This window comes from Brakhagea baltica (assembly GCF_052161605.1).
Taxonomy (GTDB): Bacteria; Planctomycetota; Planctomycetia; order Pirellulales; family Pirellulaceae; genus JBKCUI01.
On sequence record NZ_CP197409.1, the window covers coordinates 3,277,871 to 3,302,032 of the forward strand.

16 protein-coding genes are annotated in these 24,162 nt (G+C 52.0%); 12 read left to right on the forward strand and 4 right to left on the reverse strand.

The window, feature by feature from the left end:
• Positions 1-193 precede the first annotated feature (193 nt).
• The 6 genes from SH449x_RS12165 (at position 194) to SH449x_RS12190 (ending at position 7,774) form a co-directional block, all read left to right on the forward strand.
• Positions 194-1,705, forward strand: a complete 1,512-nt coding sequence (locus SH449x_RS12165; RefSeq protein WP_482381606.1) for a Gfo/Idh/MocA family protein — start codon at positions 194-196, stop codon at positions 1,703-1,705.
• Between the two features lie 33 nt (positions 1,706-1,738).
• Positions 1,739-2,515 carry an enoyl-CoA hydratase/isomerase family protein gene (locus SH449x_RS12170; protein ID WP_482381607.1) on the forward strand — a complete coding sequence of 259 codons (777 nt, stop codon included), beginning with the start codon at positions 1,739-1,741 and terminating at the stop codon, positions 2,513-2,515.
• A gap of 124 nt (positions 2,516-2,639) precedes the next feature.
• Positions 2,640-4,592, forward strand: coding sequence for a DUF1538 domain-containing protein (locus SH449x_RS12175; RefSeq protein ID WP_482381608.1), 1,953 nt, complete (start codon positions 2,640-2,642; stop codon positions 4,590-4,592).
• Complete coding sequence (locus SH449x_RS12180) at positions 4,579-5,736, forward strand: P-II family nitrogen regulator (RefSeq protein ID WP_482381609.1); 1,158 nt, start codon at positions 4,579-4,581, stop codon at positions 5,734-5,736. Before SH449x_RS12175 ends, SH449x_RS12180 begins: the two co-directional genes overlap by 14 nt.
• A gap of 42 nt (positions 5,737-5,778) precedes the next feature.
• Entirely contained in the window at positions 5,779-6,828 is a 1,050-nt protein-coding gene (locus SH449x_RS12185; RefSeq protein WP_482381610.1) for a bile acid:sodium symporter family protein, read from the forward strand.
• Positions 6,829-7,021: 193 nt separating this feature from the next.
• On the forward strand, positions 7,022-7,774 hold the full coding sequence (locus tag SH449x_RS12190) for a hypothetical protein (RefSeq protein ID WP_482381611.1): 753 nt from the start codon (positions 7,022-7,024) through the stop codon (positions 7,772-7,774).
• Positions 7,775-7,818: 44 nt separating this feature from the next.
• Here SH449x_RS12190 and SH449x_RS12195 read toward each other — a convergent pair whose 3' ends face one another.
• The 4 genes from SH449x_RS12195 to SH449x_RS12210 all read right to left on the reverse strand — a co-directional run bounded on the left by SH449x_RS12195 (position 7,819) and on the right by SH449x_RS12210 (position 14,775).
• Complete coding sequence (locus SH449x_RS12195; protein ID WP_482381612.1) at positions 7,819-9,894, reverse strand: ATP-dependent helicase; 2,076 nt, start codon at positions 9,892-9,894, stop codon at positions 7,819-7,821.
• A gap of 111 nt (positions 9,895-10,005) precedes the next feature.
• Complete coding sequence (locus tag SH449x_RS12200; protein WP_482381613.1) at positions 10,006-13,056, reverse strand: efflux RND transporter permease subunit; 3,051 nt, start codon at positions 13,054-13,056, stop codon at positions 10,006-10,008.
• A gap of 10 nt (positions 13,057-13,066) precedes the next feature.
• Positions 13,067-14,191, reverse strand: coding sequence for an efflux RND transporter periplasmic adaptor subunit (locus tag SH449x_RS12205; RefSeq protein WP_482381614.1), 1,125 nt, complete (start codon positions 14,189-14,191; stop codon positions 13,067-13,069).
• A gap of 2 nt (positions 14,192-14,193) precedes the next feature.
• On the reverse strand, positions 14,194-14,775 hold the full coding sequence (locus SH449x_RS12210) for a TetR/AcrR family transcriptional regulator (protein ID WP_482381615.1): 582 nt from the start codon (positions 14,773-14,775) through the stop codon (positions 14,194-14,196).
• A gap of 259 nt (positions 14,776-15,034) precedes the next feature.
• On the opposite strand from SH449x_RS12210, the gene SH449x_RS12215 reads away from it, so the two are divergent.
• The 6 genes from SH449x_RS12215 to SH449x_RS12240 all read left to right on the forward strand — a co-directional run bounded on the left by SH449x_RS12215 (position 15,035) and on the right by SH449x_RS12240 (position 24,138).
• Positions 15,035-16,240 carry a WD40 repeat domain-containing protein gene (locus SH449x_RS12215; RefSeq protein WP_482381616.1) on the forward strand — a complete coding sequence of 402 codons (1,206 nt, stop codon included), beginning with the start codon at positions 15,035-15,037 and terminating at the stop codon, positions 16,238-16,240.
• A 51-nt stretch (positions 16,241-16,291) separates the two neighbouring features.
• A complete protein-coding gene (locus SH449x_RS12220; RefSeq protein ID WP_482381617.1) occupies positions 16,292-20,506 on the forward strand; it encodes an SdrD B-like domain-containing protein in 4,215 nt (1,404 codons plus the stop codon).
• Between the two features lie 213 nt (positions 20,507-20,719).
• Positions 20,720-21,688: an SMP-30/gluconolactonase/LRE family protein gene (locus SH449x_RS12225; RefSeq protein ID WP_482381618.1), complete on the forward strand. Its 969-nt coding sequence runs from the start codon at positions 20,720-20,722 to the stop codon at positions 21,686-21,688.
• A 121-nt stretch (positions 21,689-21,809) separates the two neighbouring features.
• Positions 21,810-22,592: an MBL fold metallo-hydrolase gene (locus tag SH449x_RS12230; RefSeq protein ID WP_482381619.1), complete on the forward strand. Its 783-nt coding sequence runs from the start codon at positions 21,810-21,812 to the stop codon at positions 22,590-22,592.
• Between the two features lie 38 nt (positions 22,593-22,630).
• Positions 22,631-22,957 carry a hypothetical protein gene (locus SH449x_RS12235; protein WP_482381620.1) on the forward strand — a complete coding sequence of 109 codons (327 nt, stop codon included), beginning with the start codon at positions 22,631-22,633 and terminating at the stop codon, positions 22,955-22,957.
• 20 nt (positions 22,958-22,977) lie between these two features.
• The gene (locus SH449x_RS12240; protein WP_482381621.1) at positions 22,978-24,138 is read left to right on the forward strand and encodes a trans-sulfuration enzyme family protein; all 1,161 of its coding nucleotides are present in this window, start codon (positions 22,978-22,980) and stop codon (positions 24,136-24,138) included.
• Positions 24,139-24,162: the final 24 nt, after the last annotated feature.

A 24,162-nucleotide genomic window follows, 5' to 3' on the forward strand; every position in this document is an offset into this window, starting at 1 on the left:
GCGCTATTAATTCTCTTTAATCGCAGTTTCTGTTGGCTTAGGGTGGTGAAAGAGAACTTAGAACCGTTTAAGATGTTGGCTTCGTCCACTGAAACGGCCCAAACTGTACGCTCGCGCCCCTTTGCTTTCTCTTTCCACTCTAAAGTTTCCTTACCTCTCCCGCACGGGGTTTTATTCCACCAGGAGTCCTACCATGACCAAACCTACCCAACGAGCCTCTCATTACCCATCAACCCTTCGCAAATCCGATCGCCGTGAGTTCCTGGAACGATCGATGCTAGCCACCGCTGCTGCACTGGCGGCCCAAAACGCGTGGACCCCGTCGGCGCTCGCTCAAGACACCCCCTCCGGAACAATTAGCCCCAACGAGCAAATTCATGTGGCGGTCATCGGGGCCAACGGACGTGGTCAATCCCATGTTGATGGCTTTGCTGGCAAAAAGGGAACCATCGTAACTCACATATGCGATTGCGACGAAAAAGTCGGCCAACAGGTTTGCGAGAAGACTGCCGAAAGACAAAACGGCAAGAAGCCCACCTTTGTTAAGGACTTGAGAGCCCTCCTCGAAGACAAAACGATCAACGCGGTTAGCGTGGCCACTCCGAATCACTGGCACTCTTTGGCAACCATCTGGGCCGTCCAAGCGGGCAAAGATGTCTACGTCGAAAAGCCGGTTTCTCACAATGTTCTCGAAGGCCGTCGGTTGGTCCAAGCGGCTCGTAAGTACAACCGCATCGTTCAAACGGGCACGCAAAGCCGTTCCAATCCCGGCATGCGAGAGGCCATGACCTTTATCCATGCCGGCGGGATCGGTGAAGTCACCGTCGCACGAGGCCTCTGCTACAAACGTAGGCCATCGATTGGTCCAAAGGGAACCTACGAAGTCCCCAAAGCGGTCGACTACGATTTGTGGTCGGGGCCTGCCCCGATTCTACCGCTGACACGACCTAACTTTCACTACGATTGGCACTGGCAGTGGGCTTACGGAAACGGTGACCTCGGCAACCAAGGTATCCACCAAATGGACCTTTGCCGATGGGCTCTCAACGAAAGCCGACTCTGCGATCGAACTTTCTCGCTGGGTGGCCGGCTCGGCTATGAAGATGCCGGCGAAACAGCCAATACGCAATTGGTTATCCACGACTATGGCCAAAAGCAGTTGGCATTTGAGGTTCGCGGTTTGCCGACGGGTGACTACAAAGGTGCCATGGTCGGCATCATCGTTGAGGGGACCAACGGTTACTTGGTGATGACCTCTTACTCCTCCGGAACTGTATTCAGTCTGGATGGTGAAGTCGTGAAAACGTTCAACGGCGGCGGCGACGGACACCATTACAAGAACTTTGAAGAAGCGGTCCGGGCTCGCGACTACAAACTGTTAACCGCAGATTGCGAGGAGGGGCACTACTCGAGCGCCCTTTGTCACCTGGGTAACATTTCTTTACAACTAGGGACTTCGGTGCACAAAGACGATGTTGCCGGGAAGCTCGCTGACATCGAGGGGACATCCAAAGTTGGTTTCGCATGGGATCGAACCGTCGCGCACCTCAAAGAGAACTCCTTGGAAGATTTCAGCGTCAGCGTTGGACCAGCTCTGCCCCTCGATTCCAAGACCGAGACTTTTGTCAATAACGAGAAAGCCGATCAGATGCTCAGTCGCGAGTATCGCAAAAACTACGAACTGCCAACCGAGGCAACGTTGTAGGACCAACTACATAACTCATTACCAAGTCGACTCATGAAGCTTCGCGTTCAAAAGAATTCGCCTAGCGGCACTATCATTCTGTCTTCACCGGAAACGAGAAATGCCCTGTCGCGAGACTTAGTCCAGGATTTGATCCAAGCGTTTGGTGATTTCCATCGCGAGAAATCGGTCCGAGCGGTGGTGTTATCCGCATCCGGCGCAACGTTTTGTTCAGGAGTCGATCTTAAAGAATGGGGGAAAGTTCGCGACACCGAAGAGCCACTCGAGATCTGGCAAGATGTTGCGACCGAGTTGCAGGACTTGGTCGAGACCATGTTGCGTTTTCCCAAGCCGATCATCGCTGCCATAGACGGACCTGTTATTGGAGCCGGCCTCGCGCTCGTCTTGGCAGCGGATTTGGTGGTGGGGACACCAGCCACGAGCTTCTACTCTAATGCTCCGAAATTGGGACTTGTATCGGGGCTTGTTGCACCGTTAGCGCATTATCGGATCGGTGCATCGATTGCTTCGAGGTTGTTGTTGGCGAACGAGCCGATTGCGGCGGAGCAGGCGCATGGCTGGGGCTTGATTCACTATCTGGTCCCATCGGAGCATGTCTGGATCAAAGGGAGCCAGCTAGCGACACAGATAGCCGAGACCGCTCCGGAGTCGATTCAGATGACCAAGCGACTGCTTAATGAAATGGTAGGAGAAACGCTTTGGACTCATTTGGTCAGTGGTTCCGCCGTGATGGCGACCGTGTGCAGTTCCGAGGCCGCGACCGAGGGGTTAACAGCATTTCAAGAAAAACGCACGCCAAAGTTTTTGTAGACTCATCGTGGCACAAGCAAACTAAATTAGTCATGGATCACGAATTTCAGCACGGTTAGATTTCGGCTAACATGTTGGAGCGAACGTATTCACCATCCGAGTTTACCAGATCGATCTGTCCGGCATGCCAAACAAAGATTTTCATCAGTCCGCAATCAATGAACTTGGTTTCGGTGGAATCGCGTCGATTCTCTGGCGTTACTTTCGTGTGAAATCAGTCGAACAGTTGCGAAGCGTTTGGTTTATCATCGTTTACTTGCTTCTGTTCCAGATCTTCCTGTTGCAGTTACCCGTTGTTTACGGATTGACCATCGCGCTTGGGATTTTCTTCGTCATCATCGGATTGACCTTCTTCATGGAAGGCTTGCGACTCGGTCTTATGCCTTTCGGGGAGACGATTGGCGCGATTTTACCTCGCAATTCCAAACTTCCGTTGATCCTGTCTTTTGCATTTCTGCTTGGGGTCGGTGCAACCTTTGCTGAGCCAGCGATCTCGGTTTTAAAGAAGGCTGGTAGCGGAGTAAAACCGGACCAAGCACCTTTGCTGTTCAGTTTGCTCAACGACTTTTCTGGCCAACTGGTATTATCGGTTGGAGTTGGGGTGGGGGTCGCAGTTGCGTTGGGGATCCTTCGATTTTTCCTAGGATGGTCCCTGAAATGGTTCATCATTCCCTTGGTGACCAGTCTTCTTGGATTGACGATCTATGCTTATTGGAATCCGTTGCTTCGCCCTGTCATCGGTTTGGCTTGGGACTGCGGGGCTGTAACGACGGGGCCGGTGACCGTCCCGTTGGTCCTCGCGCTCGGTATCGGAGTGTGTCGAATTATCAGTAGCGACCGGCCACAAAGCTCCGGGGGAGCGGATGCGGGATTCGGTATCGTAACGCTAGCCTCGTTGCTACCCATCTTTGCAGTATTGTTGCTTGCCATGTATCACCAATTCGCAAACGATTACTACGGTACGCCGGGATACCAAGTCAGCGACGTTCAAGCTTCCGAGCAGGAGGTCGCGGACTCCAGCAGTACTGCGGAGCAACGCATAGACGAAGAGCAACCCCAGTTCAGCGAGGCGGAATTCCAAGCCTACCTCGAGAGCCGGAAACTGCCTCAGGATCCGAGAGGCTATAGTACGTTGTACAAGGGAGGCGACGTGGTGCTGGAGAACGGACGCATCGTCCATCGGAATGCCGAGATTGTTCTGGAAAAGGTCAATAATTACGGTGTTATCGAAAGTTTTATGATCTCCCAGACCCGCAGACCTTGGGACGAGAGCTTAGCGATCGGGCAAGAATTGTTGAGTGCTTTGCGAGTCTCAGCTCAAGCCATCTTGCCCTTGTGTGTATTCATGTTCGTTACGTTGTTGGTCATCCTGAGAGAGAGATTGCGGCAAGGTGACGAGATTGCACTAGGCATCTCGTTCTCTTTGATTGGGATGACACTATTCAGTCTCGGGCTAACGATGGGACTGACACCTTTAGGGACGCAACTGGGGAGTAATATACCGGTTACTTTCGCTTCCATTGTTCCGTGGGGGCGATCTGGTGCGGTTCCCGCAGTCTTTGAGAACCCAGTGCTTGGGAAATTGGTAACCATGTTATTCGCATTCTTTCTAGGCTACGGAGCGACGTTAGCAGAACCGGCTTTGAATGCCATGGGGGAAACCGTAGAAGAGGTCACCGTTGGGGTTTTTCGCAAGAGACTGCTTATGCACGTGGTTGCCGTCGGGGTTGGGCTCGGCATTGCAGCAGGAGTTGCTCAGATGGCATTTGAATCTTTGAGCTTAACGATGCTACTCATTCCGCCTTATGTACTCCTCTTGTTTCTAACCGTGTTCTCATCGGACGAGTTCGTGAATTTCGCATGGGACGGAGCTGGTGTAACGACCGGACCGATTACGGTCCCATTAGTTTTGGCAATGGGGCTGGGAATTGGATCGAATGTGCCTGGTGTTATCGATGGATTTGGAATCCTGGCACTGGCCTCAGTGGGGCCTATTTTGACTGTGCTATTGGTAGGATTAGTGGTGCAAAGGACTCGAAAAGACGAATTCAATATGGTGTCCGATGAAATCGTTTAACGTTCATACAGGGTACTCATTCGTTACAGCGATTCTTCCTCGTCAAACTGCTGGCTTGGTGGCGCAAGAAGTGTTGCAGAGTGGTGCAGCACACGTCATGACCATGAACGCCCGTGGTGCGCTAGTCAAGCAGCATTGGTACCAGTCGTTGTTACCTGCCATTTCTCCCGAACAAGAGATGTTGCACTTCATTGTGCCTGGTGAAGAAACCGATCGCTTGATGGAGCAGATAGCAATCGTTGGCAAGCTACAACTTTATGGAGCCGGCGCTATATTTTCGACCCCATGTGACGAGCTAATATGCTCAGGGGACTACCCGTTATGGACTCCGGGGAACTACACATTTGAGTCAGTCTCTTTTGATATCCGATTCAAACAGGATCTTACAGCGCTAACACATATCTCTGACCGCGGAGCGGCTGAGCCGATTGCTCGGGCTGCGATTAAAGCTGGCGCTCAGGGAGCTACGATCACCTACGTGCGAGGCTACGGTCTTCGAGATCGTCTAGGACTGCTAAGGGTTACCAAGAAGCACGATAAAGAACTAATCACAGTTGTCGTAGATCAGTTCGATCTCGAAGCGGTATTTCAATCCATGTCGCAAGCGGGACGAGTGGACCAACCGGGCCGTGGATTCATCTATCAACTGCCAGCCTGCAAGGGCTTAACAAATCTGGCCAGCGTTTTCATGGCAAAGAAGCACTCGGTAAGTATCCAACAAATGGTGAGCGCCATTGATACGCTGCATGGAGGAACCCAGTGGAGAGCTAATCCTCTGTTGATTCATGATCATCGAGCCCACGAGTTTGTTGCTACCAATCGAGGAGTTAGCCGGGACTTGACACTGCTTAGCGTCGTTTCTCAAAGGAAGGATGCGGAGACCTTGCTTCAAGGCTTTCTAGCCCATGGCTGTTCGGGAGCTACGGTTATCAACTGGAGGCTAGTAGAGTCCAGCTCCCCACAAATGCAGACTGGACTGCGAATCAATCGCGAGCTAGGCTGTGTCACAGCAGTAATCCCACAGCATCAAGTTGCACCGCTACTAGCCGCCTATCAAGAATTGGTGACGACCCAAGAAATGAAATCGACTTGCTGCTACACCCAGCGTGTTCCCGTGGTAAAGAGTTTTGGTTCCATCTCGTAATTCGGTGACTGGGTTGCATCGGGCAAGCTAAGGGGAGATGGAATGATTTTAGAATTCAGTGTTGTAGGGATTGCGATCATCCTAAGCCTTTATCCTAGGACGCGAACGTTTGGTTTTGCGTCTTGGGTATTGGCGTTTGTATTGATTGCGTTTTGGCGACCTGAGTGGTTCGCTGAGTGGTTTGGTTGGAGATTAAAGGGAACAGTACCATCCTTGATTCAGCTCGCTATGTTTGGGATGGGTGCGACGTTAACCATCGACGATTTCGCTCGAGTCTTGAAGATGCCCAAAGCGGTTGCTATTGGGTGCGGTTTGCAATACTGCGTGATGCCCCTCGTCGGTTTTGGTTTAGCGTTTACAACGGGCCTGCCACCAGAAATTGCCGCAGGCATCATTCTCGTTGGATCTTGCCCAGGCGGCGTGTCGTCGAATGTAATCACCTATCTAGCGAGGGGGAACATCGCCCTCTCTGTGACCATGACGGCATGCTCAACCCTTTTATCCCCGATCATGACACCACTGGCTATGAAGCTTTTAGCTGGACAGCTAGTCGAAGTGGATTTCTGGAAGATGCTCTGGGTGATTGTGACGACCGTCTTGTTGCCGATCGCTGGCGGCCTGTTGGTCAACCGAGTGATTCGCTGGTGGGGAGGGAGCACATCTCTGGCGGAACGAATGCTCTCCAGGCTAGCCATGCTGGCCATCTGTTTGATCTGTGCCATTATCATGGCCGACGCACATGAGGCGATGCGGTCGGTCGGTTGGGTGCTCGTTCTGGTTGTGGGAGTGCACAACTTTGCCGGTTATGTATTCGGTTATGGTATCAGTTGGCTAAGCGGATTGAGTGAGGCGGAATGCCGAACCGTGGCGATCGAGGTTGGATTGCAAAACGGTGGCATGGGAGCTACGATTGCCAGCGAGGTGTTAAAGAGCACCCAAGCTGCCTTGGCAGCAGCGTTGTTCGCTCCTTGGATGAATGTGACCGGTTCGATTCTAGCGAGCTGGTGGCGTGGACGCCCGGTTGTCGAACAGGATACGCTCACTCCCCCGAAAGATTCTGTTGACAAACTCATGAACGAGCAGATCAACTAGATCTGCCTGTCCCTCTTTTGGTCAGTGGAATCCTTTTTAAAAATTGTGCTATTATACTTTTCGGCAGGGATGACGGTTTCTCTTCCAAGAGATCCATCGCGAGTTCGAAGAAGCTTATATTCGCTCAAATTCTGCACCCCGGCCAACTGGTTTTATTCCAACTTTCCTTTTCTTGCGTCAAAAGGTTTACACTATGTCCTATTCGAGTCCCTACGAAGCACCAGCGTCGCACGTTGGTTTTGTCACCGACGACGAAATTCGTAAAGTGTCGATCGATCCGATCGGGCTACTCAAGCGAGGGAAAGATTTGTTAGGGGATCAGTATTGGCTCTTCTTGGTTGTCTGCTGGTTAGCCTTGATCATCGGCTCCATGGTTCCTTTTGGAATCGTAATGGGACCGCTTATGGTTGGTGTCTACATGTGCTTGCGAGAGCGAGAGGAGGGCAAGCAATTTGAATTGGGAACCCTTTTCAACGGTTTCGAACGTTTCATCGATGCTTTTATCGCCGTCCTGTTGCAACTGGTCATCGGCTTTGTTGTGCTCATACCGGTCTTTGTAGCACTTATTATTGTTGCGGTTGTTGTAGCTGCAGCAGAAAACAATGCGACCGATGTTGCAGCGGTCGTAGGAGTTGTGGGAGGTATTGTGCTCATCCCTTTAATCTTCATTGCCGTGCTGCTCGCCTATCTGCCATCGGTCTTTTGCTTTCAGCTTATCGCCGATCGAGGTGTTACGGGCTTGCAAGCCATCACGCTCAGCATAAAGGCTGCATGGAAAAACCTATTCGGTCTAATCTTGTTTCAGATCGTTGTGGGAATTATCTCCGCAATCCTTAGCTTGATGTGCTTTTTTCCCGTCGTCTTTTTCTTTCCGATCGCCTTGTCTGCAGCCTTCGTTTTGTATCGCGACATCTTTCAGCCCCTACCGGACACCAGCCTCTCGTAATGGAAGTTTAACGACTTCCACTTCGTGGGGGATTGCCTACTTGATTATCGTTTTTGTGCTTCGGCTTTTCGGGCTGCTTCCGCAGCAGCTCGGATCGACTTGAGGCGGTTCGGGTTGTCAGCTTGTCCAGTAACCTCATAAAGAAACCTGCTCGGATAGGTCGTGCGAGGTTTACCCCACTTGTGCCGAGACATGGGGAGCGTCAACGTCAGTTCATCCTGAGCACGCGTGACACCGACATAACAAAGACGCCGCTCTTCATCGACTTCCTCAGCATTTCCAATAATAGATCGCCTGTGAGGAAGAATCCCTTCTTCCATCCCCACCATATAGACAATCGGGAACTCAAGTCCTTTGGCGCTGTGGTAGGTCATGAGAGAGATGGCATTCTTCTTCATCTCCTTTTCCTTAGGGGAACCAAACTCGCGTCCAGCCAGAGTGACGCTGGAAAGGAAATCATGCATGTTCGGAACCTCCGCCTCCTCTTCGTACTCCGCTACTGCATTGATAACTTCCTCGATGGACGATAATCGCATCTGGCATTCATCCGTATCAGGATAGAGGCGTTCGACCTCGGCACGATACTTCAAGGACTGAATAAAATCGCTCACGAGTTGCGTCAAGCTGTCTCGTTCGAGCGAGCTTGTGGCAGGAGAGGCGTCGTTCGAAGCGCTCGCGGTGATGGCTTTGGAACGTCTGGAAAAATCTGCATGCATATCCTTCAATTTCCCGATCCCAGCTTGTGCAGCGGAGGGGAGCGAGCTGAGCATTTTAGGCTCCTGCATAACGGTCCATATATTCGTGGAATCAGCGACCGCTTTTTTAAGTAGCTTGTCGATGGTGCTGGCCCCCATCCCGCGTGGCGGGACATTGATCACGCGCAGCAGAGCGAGTTCATCTTCAGGTGTATCAAGCCAGCGAAAGTAGGCCAGCAGATCGCGAACTTCTTTACGGTCAAAGAAGGACTGGCTTCCGGTGATGACATACGGCAGCTTCAAATGTCGCAACTGCATTTCAAAGGCCCGAGGTTGTTCGTTGGTTCGGAACAAAATGGCAAAGTCACCTGCTTCGACCGCTGGGTCCTTGGCGAGTCGTGTCGCGATTTCTTCCACGACCCCTTTGGCTTCATCGGTTTCGGTGGGGAATTGCAAAATGCGAGGGGGCTGGCCATTGCGCCGAGCTGCTCGAAGTGTCTTATCGTGTCGATGGGAGTTAAATGCGATGAGTAGATTCGCCATTTGCAGAATGGCTTCCGTGGAGCGATAGTTGTCCTCCAAACGGACCATTTTGGCTTCTGGCCAATCGGATTTGAAGTTCAGGATATGGCGAACCTCGGCACCGCGCCAACCATAAATAGATTGGTCGTCATCCCCCACAACGCATAGATTGCGGTGATCGATGGCGAGGGATTTGATGATGCGATATTGCGACCCATTGGTATCTTGGTATTCGTCCACCAAGACGTGATCGTAGCGACCGGCTTCTTCTTTGCGAACGGATTCGTTTTCCTGCAGGAGCTGTTCAGCGCAAACTAGAAGATCGTCAAAGTCAAACGCGGCCTGCAACTTTAGTGCACGCTGATAGCGTTTGAAACCGGCCGAGGCCATATGCTCCTTATCGTCTTTCGCAACGGAGAGTGCTTGCTCCGGACGGACCCCGCTGTTTTTCCAGGAACTCACGATGTTAAGGAACTCGCCTGGGGAGAGCATGGCTTCGTGGACCTTGATCTCTCGCAAAATCGTTCGTGCGACACTCTCCGCATCGCTCCGATCATAGATGGTGAACTTCTCGGGGTAACCAAGCACTTTAGCATGTCGCTTTAGGATTTGGACGCAATGCGAGTGAAAGGTACCGATCGCAGGGCGGGGAGGGCTGGGCTGGCCACGGCGAACTCGCTTGGGAATTTTTAGCTGGTGCGAAATGCGCTCATGCATCTCGTGGGAAGCTTTATTGGTAAAGGTGACTGCAAGGATACGATCGGCTTTGGTGCCATTGCGGATCAAGTTGGCAATTCGAAAGGTAACGACGCGAGTCTTCCCGGTCCCCGCTCCTGCCAAAACAAGAAGGGGGCCAGATAATGTGTCGACTGCACTTTGTTGTGGAGGGTTTAGTTCTGCCATGCAGCCCAACTTACTGACTGCATGAATTTAGAAAAGAGCAACTGGAAAAGTCATGTTCGCAGCAGCTGCAAACACTTCCACCCACCTACATTAGGTCAACTATTTCGAACTTTAGACTTCGCTAACGGGTTCTTTTTTGTGTGTTGCAGCGAAAATCATGTACAGCGCTGGAACCACAAAAAGGGTAAAAAATGTTCCGATAACCATCCCCGCGACTAGCACAATACCAATCGAATTTCTCGCCATTGCTCCTGGCCCCTCGACAATGACCAGTGGAAAATGCCCTAGGACCGTTGCCGCCGAGGTAATTAGAACAGGACGTAGGCGTGTCTTGGATGCTTCGTGGATCGCATCAAGCTTCTGTAACCCTTGCTCCTGAAGCTGGTTCGCGAACTCGACGATCAGAATTCCGTTCTTGGCAACCAACCCTACCAAGGTGATCAAACCAACTTGTGAGTAAATGTTAATGGTGGTTAACCCCAGGAAGGTCAAAGCTAACGCTCCCGAAATGGCCAACGGAACGGAGCCCAGCAACACGATGAGGGGATCGCGAAACGAATGGAACTGCGCTGATAGGACCAAATAAATTAATACGAGTGCAAAGCCGAGCGTGATGGTGAGCGATGAACCTTCATTGCGAATCTGCCGAGACTCTCCCCCGTAATCGATCGAAACGGATTCCCCAGCCACTTCGCGAATGATCTCTTCCATCTTTCTAAGGCACGATTCCTTCGTCAGCATCGGAATCGGTAGGGGCTCGCCAAATATTTGTATGGCGGCTTGTTGCTGGAATCGCTTGAGAGACCTAGGTGCAGTTATTGGTTCGATTGAGGCAAAACTAGAGACCGGGATAAGCTCTCCACTCGGTGTACGGATTTTGAGGTCCATCAACGAAGAGATCGACTTGCGTTCCTCCTCAGCTAACTGTGGGATGACTTGATACGATCGATTGAAATAGTTGAATCGGTTGACATACCCACCGCCAAGCAAAACACCTAGTTCCTGCGCGACGCTAGCCAAGTCCATTCCCAGGTCAGCCACCTTTTCGCGATCAACGATCACGCGGGCTTGTGGCAAGTCGAATTTTAGATCGGTATCCGCGAACATGAACATCCCAGTGGCCATTGCCTTTTGGACAATTTCCTGAGCGAGCTTCACGAGCTCCTCTGGCGGTGCCTCGCTTTTCAAAAGAATCTCAACGCCATAATTGCCCGCACCTGGCAGTGGAGGAACCACCACAGGAAAGGCCTGCAATCCTGGATTTTGCATCGCAATAGCCATGATGTCGGGCACCATGGCCATAGTGGTGCGACTGCGTTCCTTGAAGTCTTTAGTAATCACACCGCCAAAGCCACCTCCCGCACTTGCGAGAGCCCACATGTATTTGGTTTCCGGCAAGCTATCGAAATCGTCGGCAAGTCTGAGCGTTGCTTGCGTGGTGGCCTCTAACGTAGAATCGGGCGCCGCCTGCAGCATCACTGCAATGGCACTCTGGTCCTCGACCGGTGCCAATTCCTTGCCGCTGAGCAGATATAAAGGAACAGCTGCCAGTGCAATAACCAACGTTCCGAGCAGAATTCCCCATTTCGCTTGAATGGTGACGCCCAGAATAGAGCCGTATACCGACTGTAAACGCGAAAACTGGCGATTGACGAATCGAGTTAAGAATCCTTCTTTGCCGGAGGGACTAATCATGTAGGCACTCATTACGGGCGAAAGCGTTACAGCCACCAAACCGGAAACCAGAACCGCCGATGCCAGAGTAAAAGCAAATTCTTTGAAGAGCATCCCGGTCAAGCCGCTTTGCATACCGATCGGCGCATAAACCGTAGCCAGCGTAATCGTCATGGCGATAATGGGACCGACTAGCTCCCGCGCGCCGACCAAGGCGGCTTGAATTCTCGTCATCCCTTCCTGCACGTGGCGTTGGATATTCTCGACAACGACGATTGCATCATCGACCACCAGACCAACAGAAAGAACGATGGCTAACAGCGTGAGTAGATTCAGGGAAAAACCCATGATCAACATGATCAAAACGGCTCCTATGAGGGACACCGGCATCGCGATCAAGGGAACGATCGCCGTACGAAGCGAGCCCATAAACAGGAAGACAACGATGCCTACAATAACAATCGTTTCTACCAAGGTCTTAGAAATCTCGTTGATCGCATTTTCCATAAACATGGTCGCATCGAAAGCCAATTGCATATCGATATTCGTTGGTAGCGACTCCTTGAGTTTCGCCATCTCCCCTCGCAGATTATGAGCGACCTCGATTTCATTGCTACCTGGAAGAGGCCAAACGGAAACGTAGACCGCCGGTTTACCACCATAGATAGCGTTCATCATCGGCTCTTCGGAGCCCAGCTCGACTTTGGCAACATCGCCGAGTCGGATGGTGGCATCGTTCCTTTGAGCAACGATCAAGTCGCGAAACTCCTCCGGGGTTTTCAGATCGGTGTTGGTCAGCAAGTCGATTTGAACCGATTCGCTTTTAATGCGCCCAATCGCTGCTAGATAGTTATTGCGTCTGAGAGCGTTAAAGATATCCCCTGGGGTCAAATTGACTTCCGAGAGCCTCTCTGGGGAAATCCAGATTCTCATTGCAGGAAGCTGGCCGGCTTCGATCCCGATTCGTTGAACCCCGGGCAATGTCTTGAGTTGAGGTTGAATGTTTCGGATCAACCAGTCGGTGAGTTGAGAAATATTTAGATCGTCTGATGTAAAGCTTAAGTAAAACGATGCATACGGTCGATCCGCACGATTCAACTCCACTTGTGGCGGTTCTGCTTCGGCTGGGAGCTCACGTCGGACCTGCTGAAGCCTGGCGCTGATCTCCGCGAGGGCCGTGGTGCTGTTGTGGTTTAGCTTGAGCCGTACCGTAATCTTGCTGACCCCGGCGGTCGATTCCGATTCGATATAGTCGATTCCCGCGATGGACGAGACCGCTTGTTCGATCGGTGTTGTTAAAAAACCTCGTACGGTTTCGGCGGATGCACCGATGTAGACCGTTGTGATGACGATCGAGGTGCTCTCGAGCTTTGGGTATTGCTGCACAGGCAAGGAGAACATACCTCGGACCCCGATGAGAACGATCATCAAGTTGAGGACGATCGCCAGCACTGGGCGTCTGATAAAGATATCGGTAATCGCTTTCATGGTTCGCTGTCTAGTTCTTCTGCGATACGGGCTTTACCGATTTAGCTTCTGGGTTCGATTCCACAATCAAGCTGCCAGGCATTAGTTTGAACGAGCCAAGGGTGACCACGCGTTCGCCGGCTTTGACGCCGCTCATGAGGGCAACCTCGTTGCCGATCGACTTGATAACTTGAACCATTCGCTGGGTGGCACGCAATTGTCCCTTACCGTCATCCTCTGCCACAAACGCCAGGGCCCCTTCTGGTGTTCGGCGAAGGGCTTCCACGGGAATGGCAACTGCATGAATCTCGTCCCCGTATTCGATTTGGATTCGTACGCTGTCGCCTGGTTTTAGGAAAGCAGGTGCATTGCTGATTTGCGCTCGGGCCATGATGTTTCGAGTTGCCTTATCGGTCCGAGCATCGAGTGCAAGGATTGTGGCTGTGAGATGCGATTCCTCAGCGATGAGGTTGATCGATTGACCAGGCTGAACATACGGTGCCACGTTTTGGGGAATGGTAAAATCTACGAAGAGGTAGTCGTCAACACTTTGCAAGGACGTAATCTGTGTTCCCGACGGTAGATATTGGCCTTGGTGCGTATCGGACAAACCAACACGGGCCCTGAAAGGAGCCAGCAGGGTTTTCTTTGCGATGACGGCCCTAAGTTCGGCAACTTTCGCTTCGGCTTGCAACACTTGCGTCTGTGCTTCTTCGAGTTCAAGCTCAGTCAACGCGCGGCTTTGATATGCTTCACGCGTGCGTTCAAATCGAGAGCGAGCGATAGCTGCTGCTGCTTGTGCGCCCTCCAACTGGGCCTGCTCGATGCTAATGTCGAGTTGGAGAAGCACGGTTCCTGACTCAACAATCGCACCTGGCGCAAGGTTAGTCGTGACCACGGTACCAGGCACTTCGTTGCTGAGAAGAACCGATCGGGGCGCAATTACGGTCCCGATCGCCGTCGAAGTCGAACGAAACGATAACGGGTGAGCAACTCTCGTTTCAACGAAGCTGGGGGTTTCCGGGGGCGCAGCTTGAGCCCCCATTTGGGCGAATTGGTATTGTTTGATGGCGTACAATCCCACTCCGATTGCAGCGACTCCCACCAAGACAACAATGGACCCAACCACTGAGACAAGCCACTTAGGACGTTTCATTTTTAACACGATTGATCATTACCTGTTAGAACCTCAAGAAGCCTTTGAAGTGACTCACGAACTTGTGCGATGCGATCTGTTTCCAGCGGTGCCAATTGAGTGACCCATCGCAACCAAATACCATCGATCACTGCTAGCACCAAATCGGCGATCGCAGAGTCGTTCATCTCCGCTTTCATCTGAGCCAGTAAGTGACGATAGAAGATATGCAACGGCGTCTCTTTGCCTGAACAATGAACCATGACAGAAAGCAAGGCGGTCGAGGTCCGCCTCAGCTGCTCGTCCCACTCCGTCGCATCTCCAAGGCAACAGCTGATCACCCCCCTCACCGTGGGACAAGGACCGGCGGGTTGAGCCGCGATAACGCGATTCATGGACTCGCGCCAGCACTCTACGGTTCGGGCAACCAAAGCGTCAATTAAGACTTCTTTGCTAGGGAAATGGTGCAGCAGCCCACTTTTGCTCAAACCAGCGGTTCGAGCGACCACCTCGAGCGTGAGCTTTCCAACCCCCTGGTCGACCACAACCGCTTCTACCGCGTCGAGGATTTGAGTCCGGATTTCTATAGAAGTGGTAGCACACATAACTCCATCTTACAGACCGACCAGTCGGTCTGTCAAATCATTTTTATTCCTCGATCAATGCTGGATGGTCTACTCAGGTGTCGCAAACGAAACGGAAAAGCCTTCGCAGCCGGAAAACTCTATCTATCCTGCCAGATTTCCCAAAGGATTTCGGTCCCCGCTGTCGATACGAGATGAGACGGGTTGTCGACTGCCTCAGAGGAACATGAAACCTCCGCAGTCGATTGCCAGAACTAAAGCTAGCAGGGAGGTTGTGTCAGTGAAGAGCCAATCGGAGGAGCCAAAACGCGAAGTGTTGCTAATCGCTTTGCTCGTAGCGCTTTTGGCTTCCAGCTTGACAAGTTCAGCCGCTCTCGGCGGCGATATGGATCGAGCCGCTGGAATCATCCGGCTTCAAGCTATCCCCGGCAACACGGACTGCCCCGTCATTACAGCTATGGATATCTCGCCGGATGGAAGATTCCTTTCCGCAGCGGGTGATGATCACGCGGTCCGATTGCTCGAGCTACCAACACAGAACGGGAGCGACGCTACGGCCTACTCCCTCGCGGCTAACAATAGCACTGCTTCTGGCTCAGGTGCGACCGATGAGAGACTATGGGAACCGATTTCGCGATTCACCTGGACGTTGCACTCCGATTGGGTTCGCGCCGTTCGTTTCTCTCCATCGGGCAAACTCGTCGCTTCCTGCGGCAACGATGGGCGAATTCTGGTTCATGAGGTCGCGAGCGGGAACATCGCTGCGAATACGCTGGTCGACCATGCCTTACAGGATTTGTGTTTTGCCAGCGATGACACGATCTATGCTGTGGGATTCGATGCCAACGTCTACCGCTGGAACATCGCTCAGCCACATCCGACCGTTGACCACAGCGCGGACTGCCAAGACCTGCGCACGATCCAATTCTCTCCGGAATTGCAAATGCTAGCTTATGGTGGGAGAGATGGTGTACTACGACTTTATCACGTTCGAGAGGGTAAGACTGAGGTTTACGCACTGTCTCCAGCCCATTACAGCCGGATTCGCTCGCTTCAATTCTTGCCTGACCAACGAACCTTACTGTCGGTTGGTGAGGATCGCAGATTAATTCAATACGACATTCCGACGAAAGCTATCATTTCGACATCGGACTTTCCCGGTGGAAAATTATTTGGACTTACCAGCATAGATCCTGATCAGCTTGCCATCGCTGGTGCAGACAACACGATCAAGCTTCTTGATGCGAAAACAGGTCAGGTCCGAGCCAAACTTATTGGTCACGATGGGACTGTCACTCTTCTACATGCCAGAGGTGGCGTATTAGTTTCCTCTAGTTTCGATACTACCATTCGGATATGGAATATAGATCGAGCAGCCCGTGAATGTGACGATCAAAAACGTTACTACCATCCAGTCGCTGCTCAGTTCGAGGATTCTGGGGCTTTGGAGAAGCCGGGTATTCTCGTTAGCAAACCTAATCAATAAACAAACGTAACCACCGCACTTCATTTTAAAGACGAACCGAGGATCGATATCGTGTCTTGGAAACGACGCATTGATCAATGGAAAAAATACTTGACCGTGCGGGCTCCGTTCTGTCGCGAGACTTCTTCTAGGGCAAGTAGAAGTAGTGATGCGGGCTTCACGGCTCAAGCACGAGGGCGGGAATATGTTCGAAGATCGATTCTAGAAGCACTCGAGCCTCGAAATCTTTTCAATGCCGATCCCATCTGGGTCGGGGGGGTGTTTATTGAGGAGGATATGGGATCCGACCTTACGCCCGATCGCTTCTTCATCCAATTCAAAGGTGGGGCGGAGAACACTAGGCTCACTAAGATCGTGATCGACACGGATCAAATGCCTTTAGGCTGGTCACGCGGTGATATATTCTTTGATACAGAACCGGGCGGGCGAGGTGCAGATTATTCTCACCCGTTCCGAGTTGTCCCCAATGGAAAATTCTCGGAAGCGAATGTACGAGCTGAAGTCGAGGATGGCGGCAAATTGCTCGTCATCTATTTTGACAACTTCATGGCAGGTGACGTTTTTGAATTTACGATCGACGTCGACGAAGTTCAGTATCTAGAGGATGCGGACAACCTCGACATCTTCAACCGAGATGTCGATCCAGTAGTTTCTGGTGTTGAGTTCGCCAGGTCAAGGCTGACCGCGCACTTCGTAGCACCGCACTATGAGGATGCCCTAGTAACCACAGCCTACGTGAACGAATACGATTTCCAGATGATTCCGTCCGGGCTCGATTTGCCGCTTGACGATGATAACGGCCTGCGAGATCGAACCGCTGGTACCGCTGTTCAGTTGGTTCAGACTCCCAAGCCGATCTCACTGGCGGGAACAGTGTTCGTCGACAACAACCTCAATCTCATTCGAGACCCAGGCGAAGTCGGAATCGCCAACGTACCTCTGTCGCTGTATCGATTTGAGAATGGCCAATACGTGCCAACCGGGCATCAAACAGTAACAAACGCCCAGGGGCACTATGTTTTCGGCACTTCGCTCGGCTTGATGCCAGGCAAGTACCAAATTCGCCAAACCCAACCCACGGGTTTCTTCAGCGTTGGTGCGATTCCAGGCTTGCTCGACGGAACAGGCCCCCTGGGGGCAACGGTTTCCACGGATAAAGATATTCTGATCGATATCGAAGTCCCGTTGGGTGATACGCACGGCACCAATCTGGATTTCGCAGAAGCCCAGCCGATCGAAATTTCTGGGTTCGTTTATCACGATCGAAATAATAACGGTATCAAAGAAGCCGGCGAAGAAGGTATTGGCGATGTCGAGATCCAAATTATCTCCATAAGTAGCATCGGTGCTCCAGTTTCCCAAACGATTAGAACGGCAGCGGATGGATCCTATAGACTGACCGGCCTCCCTCCTGGGTTATATCGCATCGTCCAAACGCAACCCGCCGGTTACATCGACGGCAAGGATGCGCTCGGTCGTGTCAATGGCCAGCCGCGCGGTACCATGTCCAACGATCTATTTTCCAACATTCGCATTGATGGAAACGAAGTGGCTGTCGAGTACAACTTTGGCGAACTCCTTCCAGCCACAATTTCAGGAACCGTCTATCATGATGCCAACGATGACGGGATTATGCAACCTAACGAGGTCGGCATCCCTAATGCGCTGGTGCGATTGGTTGCCAGCGATGGTTCGATAACGGAAAAATTCACCGATGCGTTCGGACGCTATAGTTTCGGCGGACTTCACCCCGGAACCTACACAATCATTCAAACCACTCCCGTTGGATTCCTGGATGGAAAAGATCGCGTCGGTACCATCAACGGGCAAATCGTTGGTGTTCTGAACGAAAGCGATGTCATTGGAGCAATCGCAATCGCGTCGGGGCAACAGGGCGTTAACTACGACTTCGGCGAGATTCGCCCAAGCAGCTTGGCCGGTCAAGTCTTTGAGGATATTAACGGGGATTCGATTCGCAATCCTGGTGAACCATCCATCGTAGGCGTCAAGATCGAACTCCTTAATAGCAACGGGACCGTTGTCGCGGTAACGCACACAGATGCCCAAGGTCGCTACCAATTCAATCAACTGCGACCAGGAACGTACTCTGTCCGTCAGACCCAACCCGATGGATATATCCAAGGTGGCCATAAAGCTGGTACGGCAGGTGGTGATGCATCGATCACGGATCTCGTCCAGTCGATTGTTCTGGGGCAAGATATCGATGCACAAGAATACGATTTTTGGGAGCAACGACATGCTTCCCTCTTCGGGGCCGTATTTGTGGATACCGAACGAAACTGCACCTGGGATCCCGGTGAAGAGCCACTCGCTGGTGTGAAAATTGAATTGCTCAACGGTTCAGGAGCAGTCATAGCAACAACCTTTACCGATGCGAACGGTCACTATCGATTCGACAACCTGGTACCCGGTACTTACACCGTTCGTCAAACGCAACCAGATGGCTACTTCCACGGCGGTCAAAAGGCTCCACCAGGAGTTGGACTCACCGATCAAGCGGATTTGATCCGCGACGTTCGATTGCTGTCTGGTCAAAATCAAGGGGAACTGAATTTCTGCGAGGTACCACCCGCCGAGATTACGGGATTCGTCTTCCAGGATGGGGTTCCGCTCGTCACGCCAGACGGTGCACCCCCTCCGAATTTGCAAGACTATAAGACAGGCGTGCGTGGACAGTCGAGCATTCCGATTGCTGGAGTTCGATTGCAGTTGCGCACCCTGACTGGTCAGCAGATCCCCTCCGCAAATGCATTGCCCGGAATCTACGATGGTGAATTCATCGAGGTCATTACCGACGAGAATGGATTCTACGAATTCAAAGGCTTGCGAGAGGGGGCATACCATGTCTATCAAATCCAGCCGATTGGGTATTTCGATGGGATCGATCAACCAGGTTCGACGTTCGGTAGCTTTGCAGTGAACCCATGGTTCGAACTCGACCCAATGGCTTTAGGGATTCTGTCCATGCTTACGCTGTCGGCGGAGACGGATCCCGGCAACGATGCGATCCTGATGATCAATCTGATGGCGGGAGCTCGCTCGGTGGAAAACAACTTCAGCGAAATCCTGGTCACTATGGCCGAACCACCTCCACCTGAGGATCCTCCCGCGCCGCCGCCGCCACCGAGACCGAATCTGCCTGAACCACCACTAAGCGCAGGGACCTATCCTGGACCAATCGACAGGTATATTGTTCTGCCACCGATCTTGCCTGCCAAACAGTTCGAGCCTATCGGCGGGTACAAGGAGGAGTTTTCCTGGCAACTAAGCATCATCAACGCTGGGTTGCCGCGCGGTCATAAGCAAGAGAAAGCCGTGACTCGCGACAAAGTGAAAGACTCAGCAGTCGTACTCAATCCGGTTCAGTGGACGATCGATTCGGTTGACCGGGGACGTTGGACCTATGTCTCCACCAATAAGGTTCGCATGACCCGCGAAGCATTCAATGTATTGGGTGCCAAGCAATTGGCCGGTGACTTTAACGGTGACGGTCGCGCCCAGATTGCACTCTTTAAAGACGGAGAGTGGCTCATTGACATCAACGGGAACGGCATCTGGGACGAAGGAGATCTCTGGATCAAACTTGGAGAGCAGGGTGACCGCCCGATCGTCGGCGATTGGGACGGTGATGGCAAAGATGACATCGGTGTATATGGCAACACTTGGAGGGCCGACGAACTAACCTTGGAAAGAGAACCGGGGTTGCCCGATGCTACCAATCAGCGATTAACCCGCCCCAAGAACCTGCCACCCGATAGAGACTCCGTGCGCGAACGTCTAATGCAACGCAGTTCCGAGGGGACCCCTCGTTCTGATGAGGTTGATCACGTATTCCGGTTCGGATCGAACAACGACACACCTGTGGCTGGTGATTTCAACGGAGATGGGATATCAACAGTCGGCTTGTTCAACGCGGGGCACTGGACACTTGATACCGACGGCGATGGACGCCTAACCGAGAAGGACTCGTACTTCCAGTTCGGACAAGCGGGAGATATTCCGGTTGTCGGCGATTTTGACGGCGACGGAATCGATGAGATTGCTGTTGTCCGTGGCAACAAACTCATCGTGGATAGCAACGGTAATGGTGCTCTCGATGCTGCTGACAAGGTCTTTGAAATCGAAGGCGAAGGCGAAGACGTGATCGTTGGGGACTTCGACGGTGACGGAATCGACGAAGTCGCTTTCTATCTGAACCTGCCGGTTTCCGATCAAGCCGATGGCTATACCGCCGCCAGACCGTAACCCCAGGTTCAGGCTAAAAATAGGCTAAGCCTGGTGGTTGATCTCTATCTCAATGGGGTAAAATGAGGCTATCCGATCGCTCGGGTTCCTTGTTGTTTTTGACTTATACGCTACGACGGAACAGCAGCTTGCTGTACCGTTTTTTCTAAGTCATCTAACCAAGGGACCGTGTCTCGCGAAAAGTCCCCCCCTCCCATATTTTCAAGGTGCATCATGCAGCGTCACTCACGGTTAGTCGTATTGACCAAGGCCACGTTTGGTTTTCTCCTCGCAATGAGTTCCTTTTCCAGGCTCCTCTTCAGTCAAGAGCCAGTGGCAATCGACTCTCTCTCACCCGTCAAGCTCTTTGAGGTCGAACGCTACACCGAGGGGGTCGTGTTTGACCATGAAGGTAATGGCTACATCTCCTGGGACAAGACTATCACCAAGTTTACAATCGATGGAAAAACATCGGTGTTTGCTATCACCGGTGCACCCAATGGTCACAAGATTCTCGCCGATGGAACCCATTTGGTTTGCGATGCCAGTCATCGTGCGGTTCTAAAACTGGATGCGACGGGACAGATGCTGGAACCTGCGTCCACCTCTTGCGACGGAAAACCACTGCGAGGTCCGAACGATCTGACGTTAGATCCCAAAGGAGGTTTTTACTTCACCGATCCTGGCGATTCGAGTGCTGAGAGCCCGATCGGAACGGTCCATTATGTTGATGAATCAGGCGTAACTCACTTGGTTGCCGACAAGCTCGCTTTTCCTAACGGAATTGTACTAACCCCGGATGGCAAAACGCTGCTGGTTGCCGAAAGCCAACGGAATCGCGTATTGGCTTATCCTGTCCTGAGCCAAGGCAAGGTGGGAGCGATGTCGGTCTTTGCAGACTTGCCCAAAAGTGAGTCGGGCAAACTTGAAGACAATCAGCCTGACGGAATGTGTCTGGATGCCGAAGGAAACCTCTATGTGGCACACTTCGGAATGAAGCAGGTTCAAGTGCTCGATCCCAAAGGAAAACTGATTCGTCGATTTGACGGTGGGAACCAACTCACTAGCAATGTGGCCTTTGGTGGCCCGAAGGGTGACCAACTCTTCGTCACCGGAAGTATTAAATTCGATGGAACACCTGGAGCCGTATTTCGACTCGATATCGAAACAAAAGGGCTCAAAATATTGCCAGATCCTTTGTAATCGCTATCCGCCCCAGCTTACGGTTCGGTGAATTGAGCCAGGAGAATACCGGTTTTAGGTTCCAAAAAGTGGAATTTGTCCTACAATCCTGGCGACTCTTTTCGATTGATTGGAACCTGACATGCTAGAGCGAAAATACATCTTCCCCAACGTCATAGAACTCAATGTTCAGGCAGGGCACCTGATCGGCTGCAATGTTTACTTGATTCACAATGGTGAGGAGTGGACACTGATCGATGTTGGATACGAAGAAACCGTCGACGAAATCGTTGACCTGATTCGAGATCTCGATTTTGGATTGTCGAAATGTGCTACTTTGATCGCGACCCATGCTGACGTGGACCATTGCCAAGGACTGGCCAAGCTCAAACAGATTCTCAAAACGTCGGTATCCGCTCACCCGCATGCCGCTGAATTATTGGAATCTGGGGATAGATTAAAAACCTTTGCTGAAATTGAAGCCCAGGGAATCCACGAGGAAATGCCCCCTGTCAAAGTGGAGCACCATCTATCGGACGGTGATATTATCAAAGTGGGTAGCTTGGATTTGGAGGTTTGGAGTACCCCCGGTCATGCCGACAGCCAACTGGCGTTCCGTTTGGGGAATCTTCTCTTCAGCGGAGACAACATCTATCGCGATGGGGGAGTGGGAGCCATCGATGCCCACCACGGGAGCGATATTCCCGCCTTTATCGAATCCTTGACCCGGATCCGCGACTCCGATGTCGAGTGGCTTCTACCAAGCCACGGTCCCTATTTCCGCAAAGATAAAGCTATGATCAACAAAGTGATTCAGCGGCTTGAGGGATATCTCCACCTATCCGACTTCGGAACCTGTGCCATCGATTGGCCCCTGATGGATCAATGGGAACGCGAAATCGCCGAAGGCAAATTGCCAACGTAATCGATCGGATGCTTGACTGCTAAACAGAATGGTGAATTGTGGCTAACCCGGGCGAACAACTAGACGATCAATCACTTCGCGCCGGCGATTCCCAACAAGTTCGCGGTGCTCATAACCCGGCTTCCGATCAAGCCAAAGCGGATCGAGATCGCACTACAGCAAGGCTGTTGATATTGGCGATGTTGTTTTTCGTAACTGGTTTCCTGGGGTTACCCGTTCTTTGGATCAGCAAAAGCTTTAGCTTGACGGAGAAACTGATCTGGAGCATTGTCAACACGATTTACACTTGTGCCCTCATCGCAGGAACCATAGCCATTTGCGTCTGGGCATTGCGTCCTCTTTTTTCGACACTCGCCTTTAATTAACAAGAGGATGGAGCGAAGAGTTGAATAGAAATCATGAACGTCCCATATCAGAACCGATTCAGCTATCGGGCGTTTGGGAAATGGATTCCATAGACCAAGCAGACGGTATTCTGGGTAGACAAACAGAGGGATTTGTCTATCGGCGGGATGGCCATCCTAACGCAGCATCGCTTGAACAAACGCTGCGTCAAATGCACGGAGCTGATCACTGCATTGTCACCGCGCAAGGCATGAGCGCCATCAGCGCGGCTTGCTTGGCTTTGCTGGAACCAGGAGCAGAGGTATTGCTTGGGCAACCTCTTTATGGCAAGACGTCCTACCTCGTCAAATCAGAACTGAGCCGTTGGGGAGTTCGCCATCAAGACGTCGATGCGTGCGACCTGTCGTCGTGGCAAAACGCGCTGAGGCCCTCTGTCCGAATGGTAATCGTCGAAACGATCACCAATCCCAGACTTTCGGTCCCCGATCTTGAAGCTATCGTTAACCTGGTAAAGTCAGTATCCCAAGACATCGTCGTGATGGTGGATAACACTTTCGCGACACCAGCGCTCTGTCAACCCATGCGATGGGGAGCTGATTTGGTAATGGAGAGCTTGAGCAAATTCGTTTGTGGCCACGGGGATGTAATGCTCGGTATGCTGGCGGGGAACGATTCCATTTGGAAACGCATTCGCCCCGTGGTGAGCGCGTTTGGTCTAGCGAGTAGTCCCCTCGACTGTTGGTTGACCACGCGTGGGCTAGCAACCCTCTCGGTACGCATGAAACAAGCATCTTTTCTAGCCAATGACTTAGCCACCAGGCTAAGTGGACATGCCGCGCTCGACGGTGTCGACTACCCCGGACTACAAGATAATCCGAGCTATGAGACGGCCACTAGGCTTTTGAATGGCAGTTTTGGAAACATGGTAACGATTCATTTGAAGGAAAAATTGGGGCGAGACAACAAGGCAACAGCCCAGCAATTTATCGAGCGCATCGCCCATGTCGTTCCCTTTTGCCCATCCCTTGGTGATGCGAAAACAACACTCAGTCACCCCAAGTCAACCAGCCACCGTTCTTATACCGCAGACGAACTATCCCAGCTCGGGGTCCATGCTGGAACGATTCGGTTTTCCTGTGGGTTGGAAGAACCTGACGACATCATTCCCGCAATCGAAAAAGCACTCAATGAGCCGATGTAGACATTTCTAGTTAAGGCATCCCAA

Excerpts from the sequence above, each read along its gene's own strand:
- SH449x_RS12185 (WP_482381610.1), top strand. The coding sequence starts at position 5,779 with ATGATTTTAGAATTCAGTGTTGTAGGGATTGCGATCATCCTAAGCCTT.
- SH449x_RS12210 (WP_482381615.1), bottom strand. The coding sequence starts at position 14,775 with ATGTGTGCTACCACTTCTATAGAAATCCGGACTCAAATCCTCGACGCG.
- SH449x_RS12175 (WP_482381608.1), top strand. The coding sequence starts at position 2,640 with ATGCCAAACAAAGATTTTCATCAGTCCGCAATCAATGAACTTGGTTTC.
- SH449x_RS12230 (WP_482381619.1), top strand. The coding sequence starts at position 21,810 with ATGCTAGAGCGAAAATACATCTTCCCCAACGTCATAGAACTCAATGTT.
- SH449x_RS12195 (WP_482381612.1), bottom strand. The coding sequence starts at position 9,894 with ATGGCAGAACTAAACCCTCCACAACAAAGTGCAGTCGACACATTATCT.
- SH449x_RS12170 (WP_482381607.1), top strand. The coding sequence starts at position 1,739 with ATGAAGCTTCGCGTTCAAAAGAATTCGCCTAGCGGCACTATCATTCTG.
- SH449x_RS12200 (WP_482381613.1), bottom strand. The coding sequence starts at position 13,056 with ATGAAAGCGATTACCGATATCTTTATCAGACGCCCAGTGCTGGCGATC.
- SH449x_RS12205 (WP_482381614.1), bottom strand. The coding sequence starts at position 14,191 with ATGAAACGTCCTAAGTGGCTTGTCTCAGTGGTTGGGTCCATTGTTGTC.
- SH449x_RS12165 (WP_482381606.1), top strand. The coding sequence starts at position 194 with ATGACCAAACCTACCCAACGAGCCTCTCATTACCCATCAACCCTTCGC.
- SH449x_RS12180 (WP_482381609.1), top strand. The coding sequence starts at position 4,579 with ATGAAATCGTTTAACGTTCATACAGGGTACTCATTCGTTACAGCGATT.
- SH449x_RS12225 (WP_482381618.1), top strand. The coding sequence starts at position 20,720 with ATGCAGCGTCACTCACGGTTAGTCGTATTGACCAAGGCCACGTTTGGT.
- SH449x_RS12190 (WP_482381611.1), top strand. The coding sequence starts at position 7,022 with ATGTCCTATTCGAGTCCCTACGAAGCACCAGCGTCGCACGTTGGTTTT.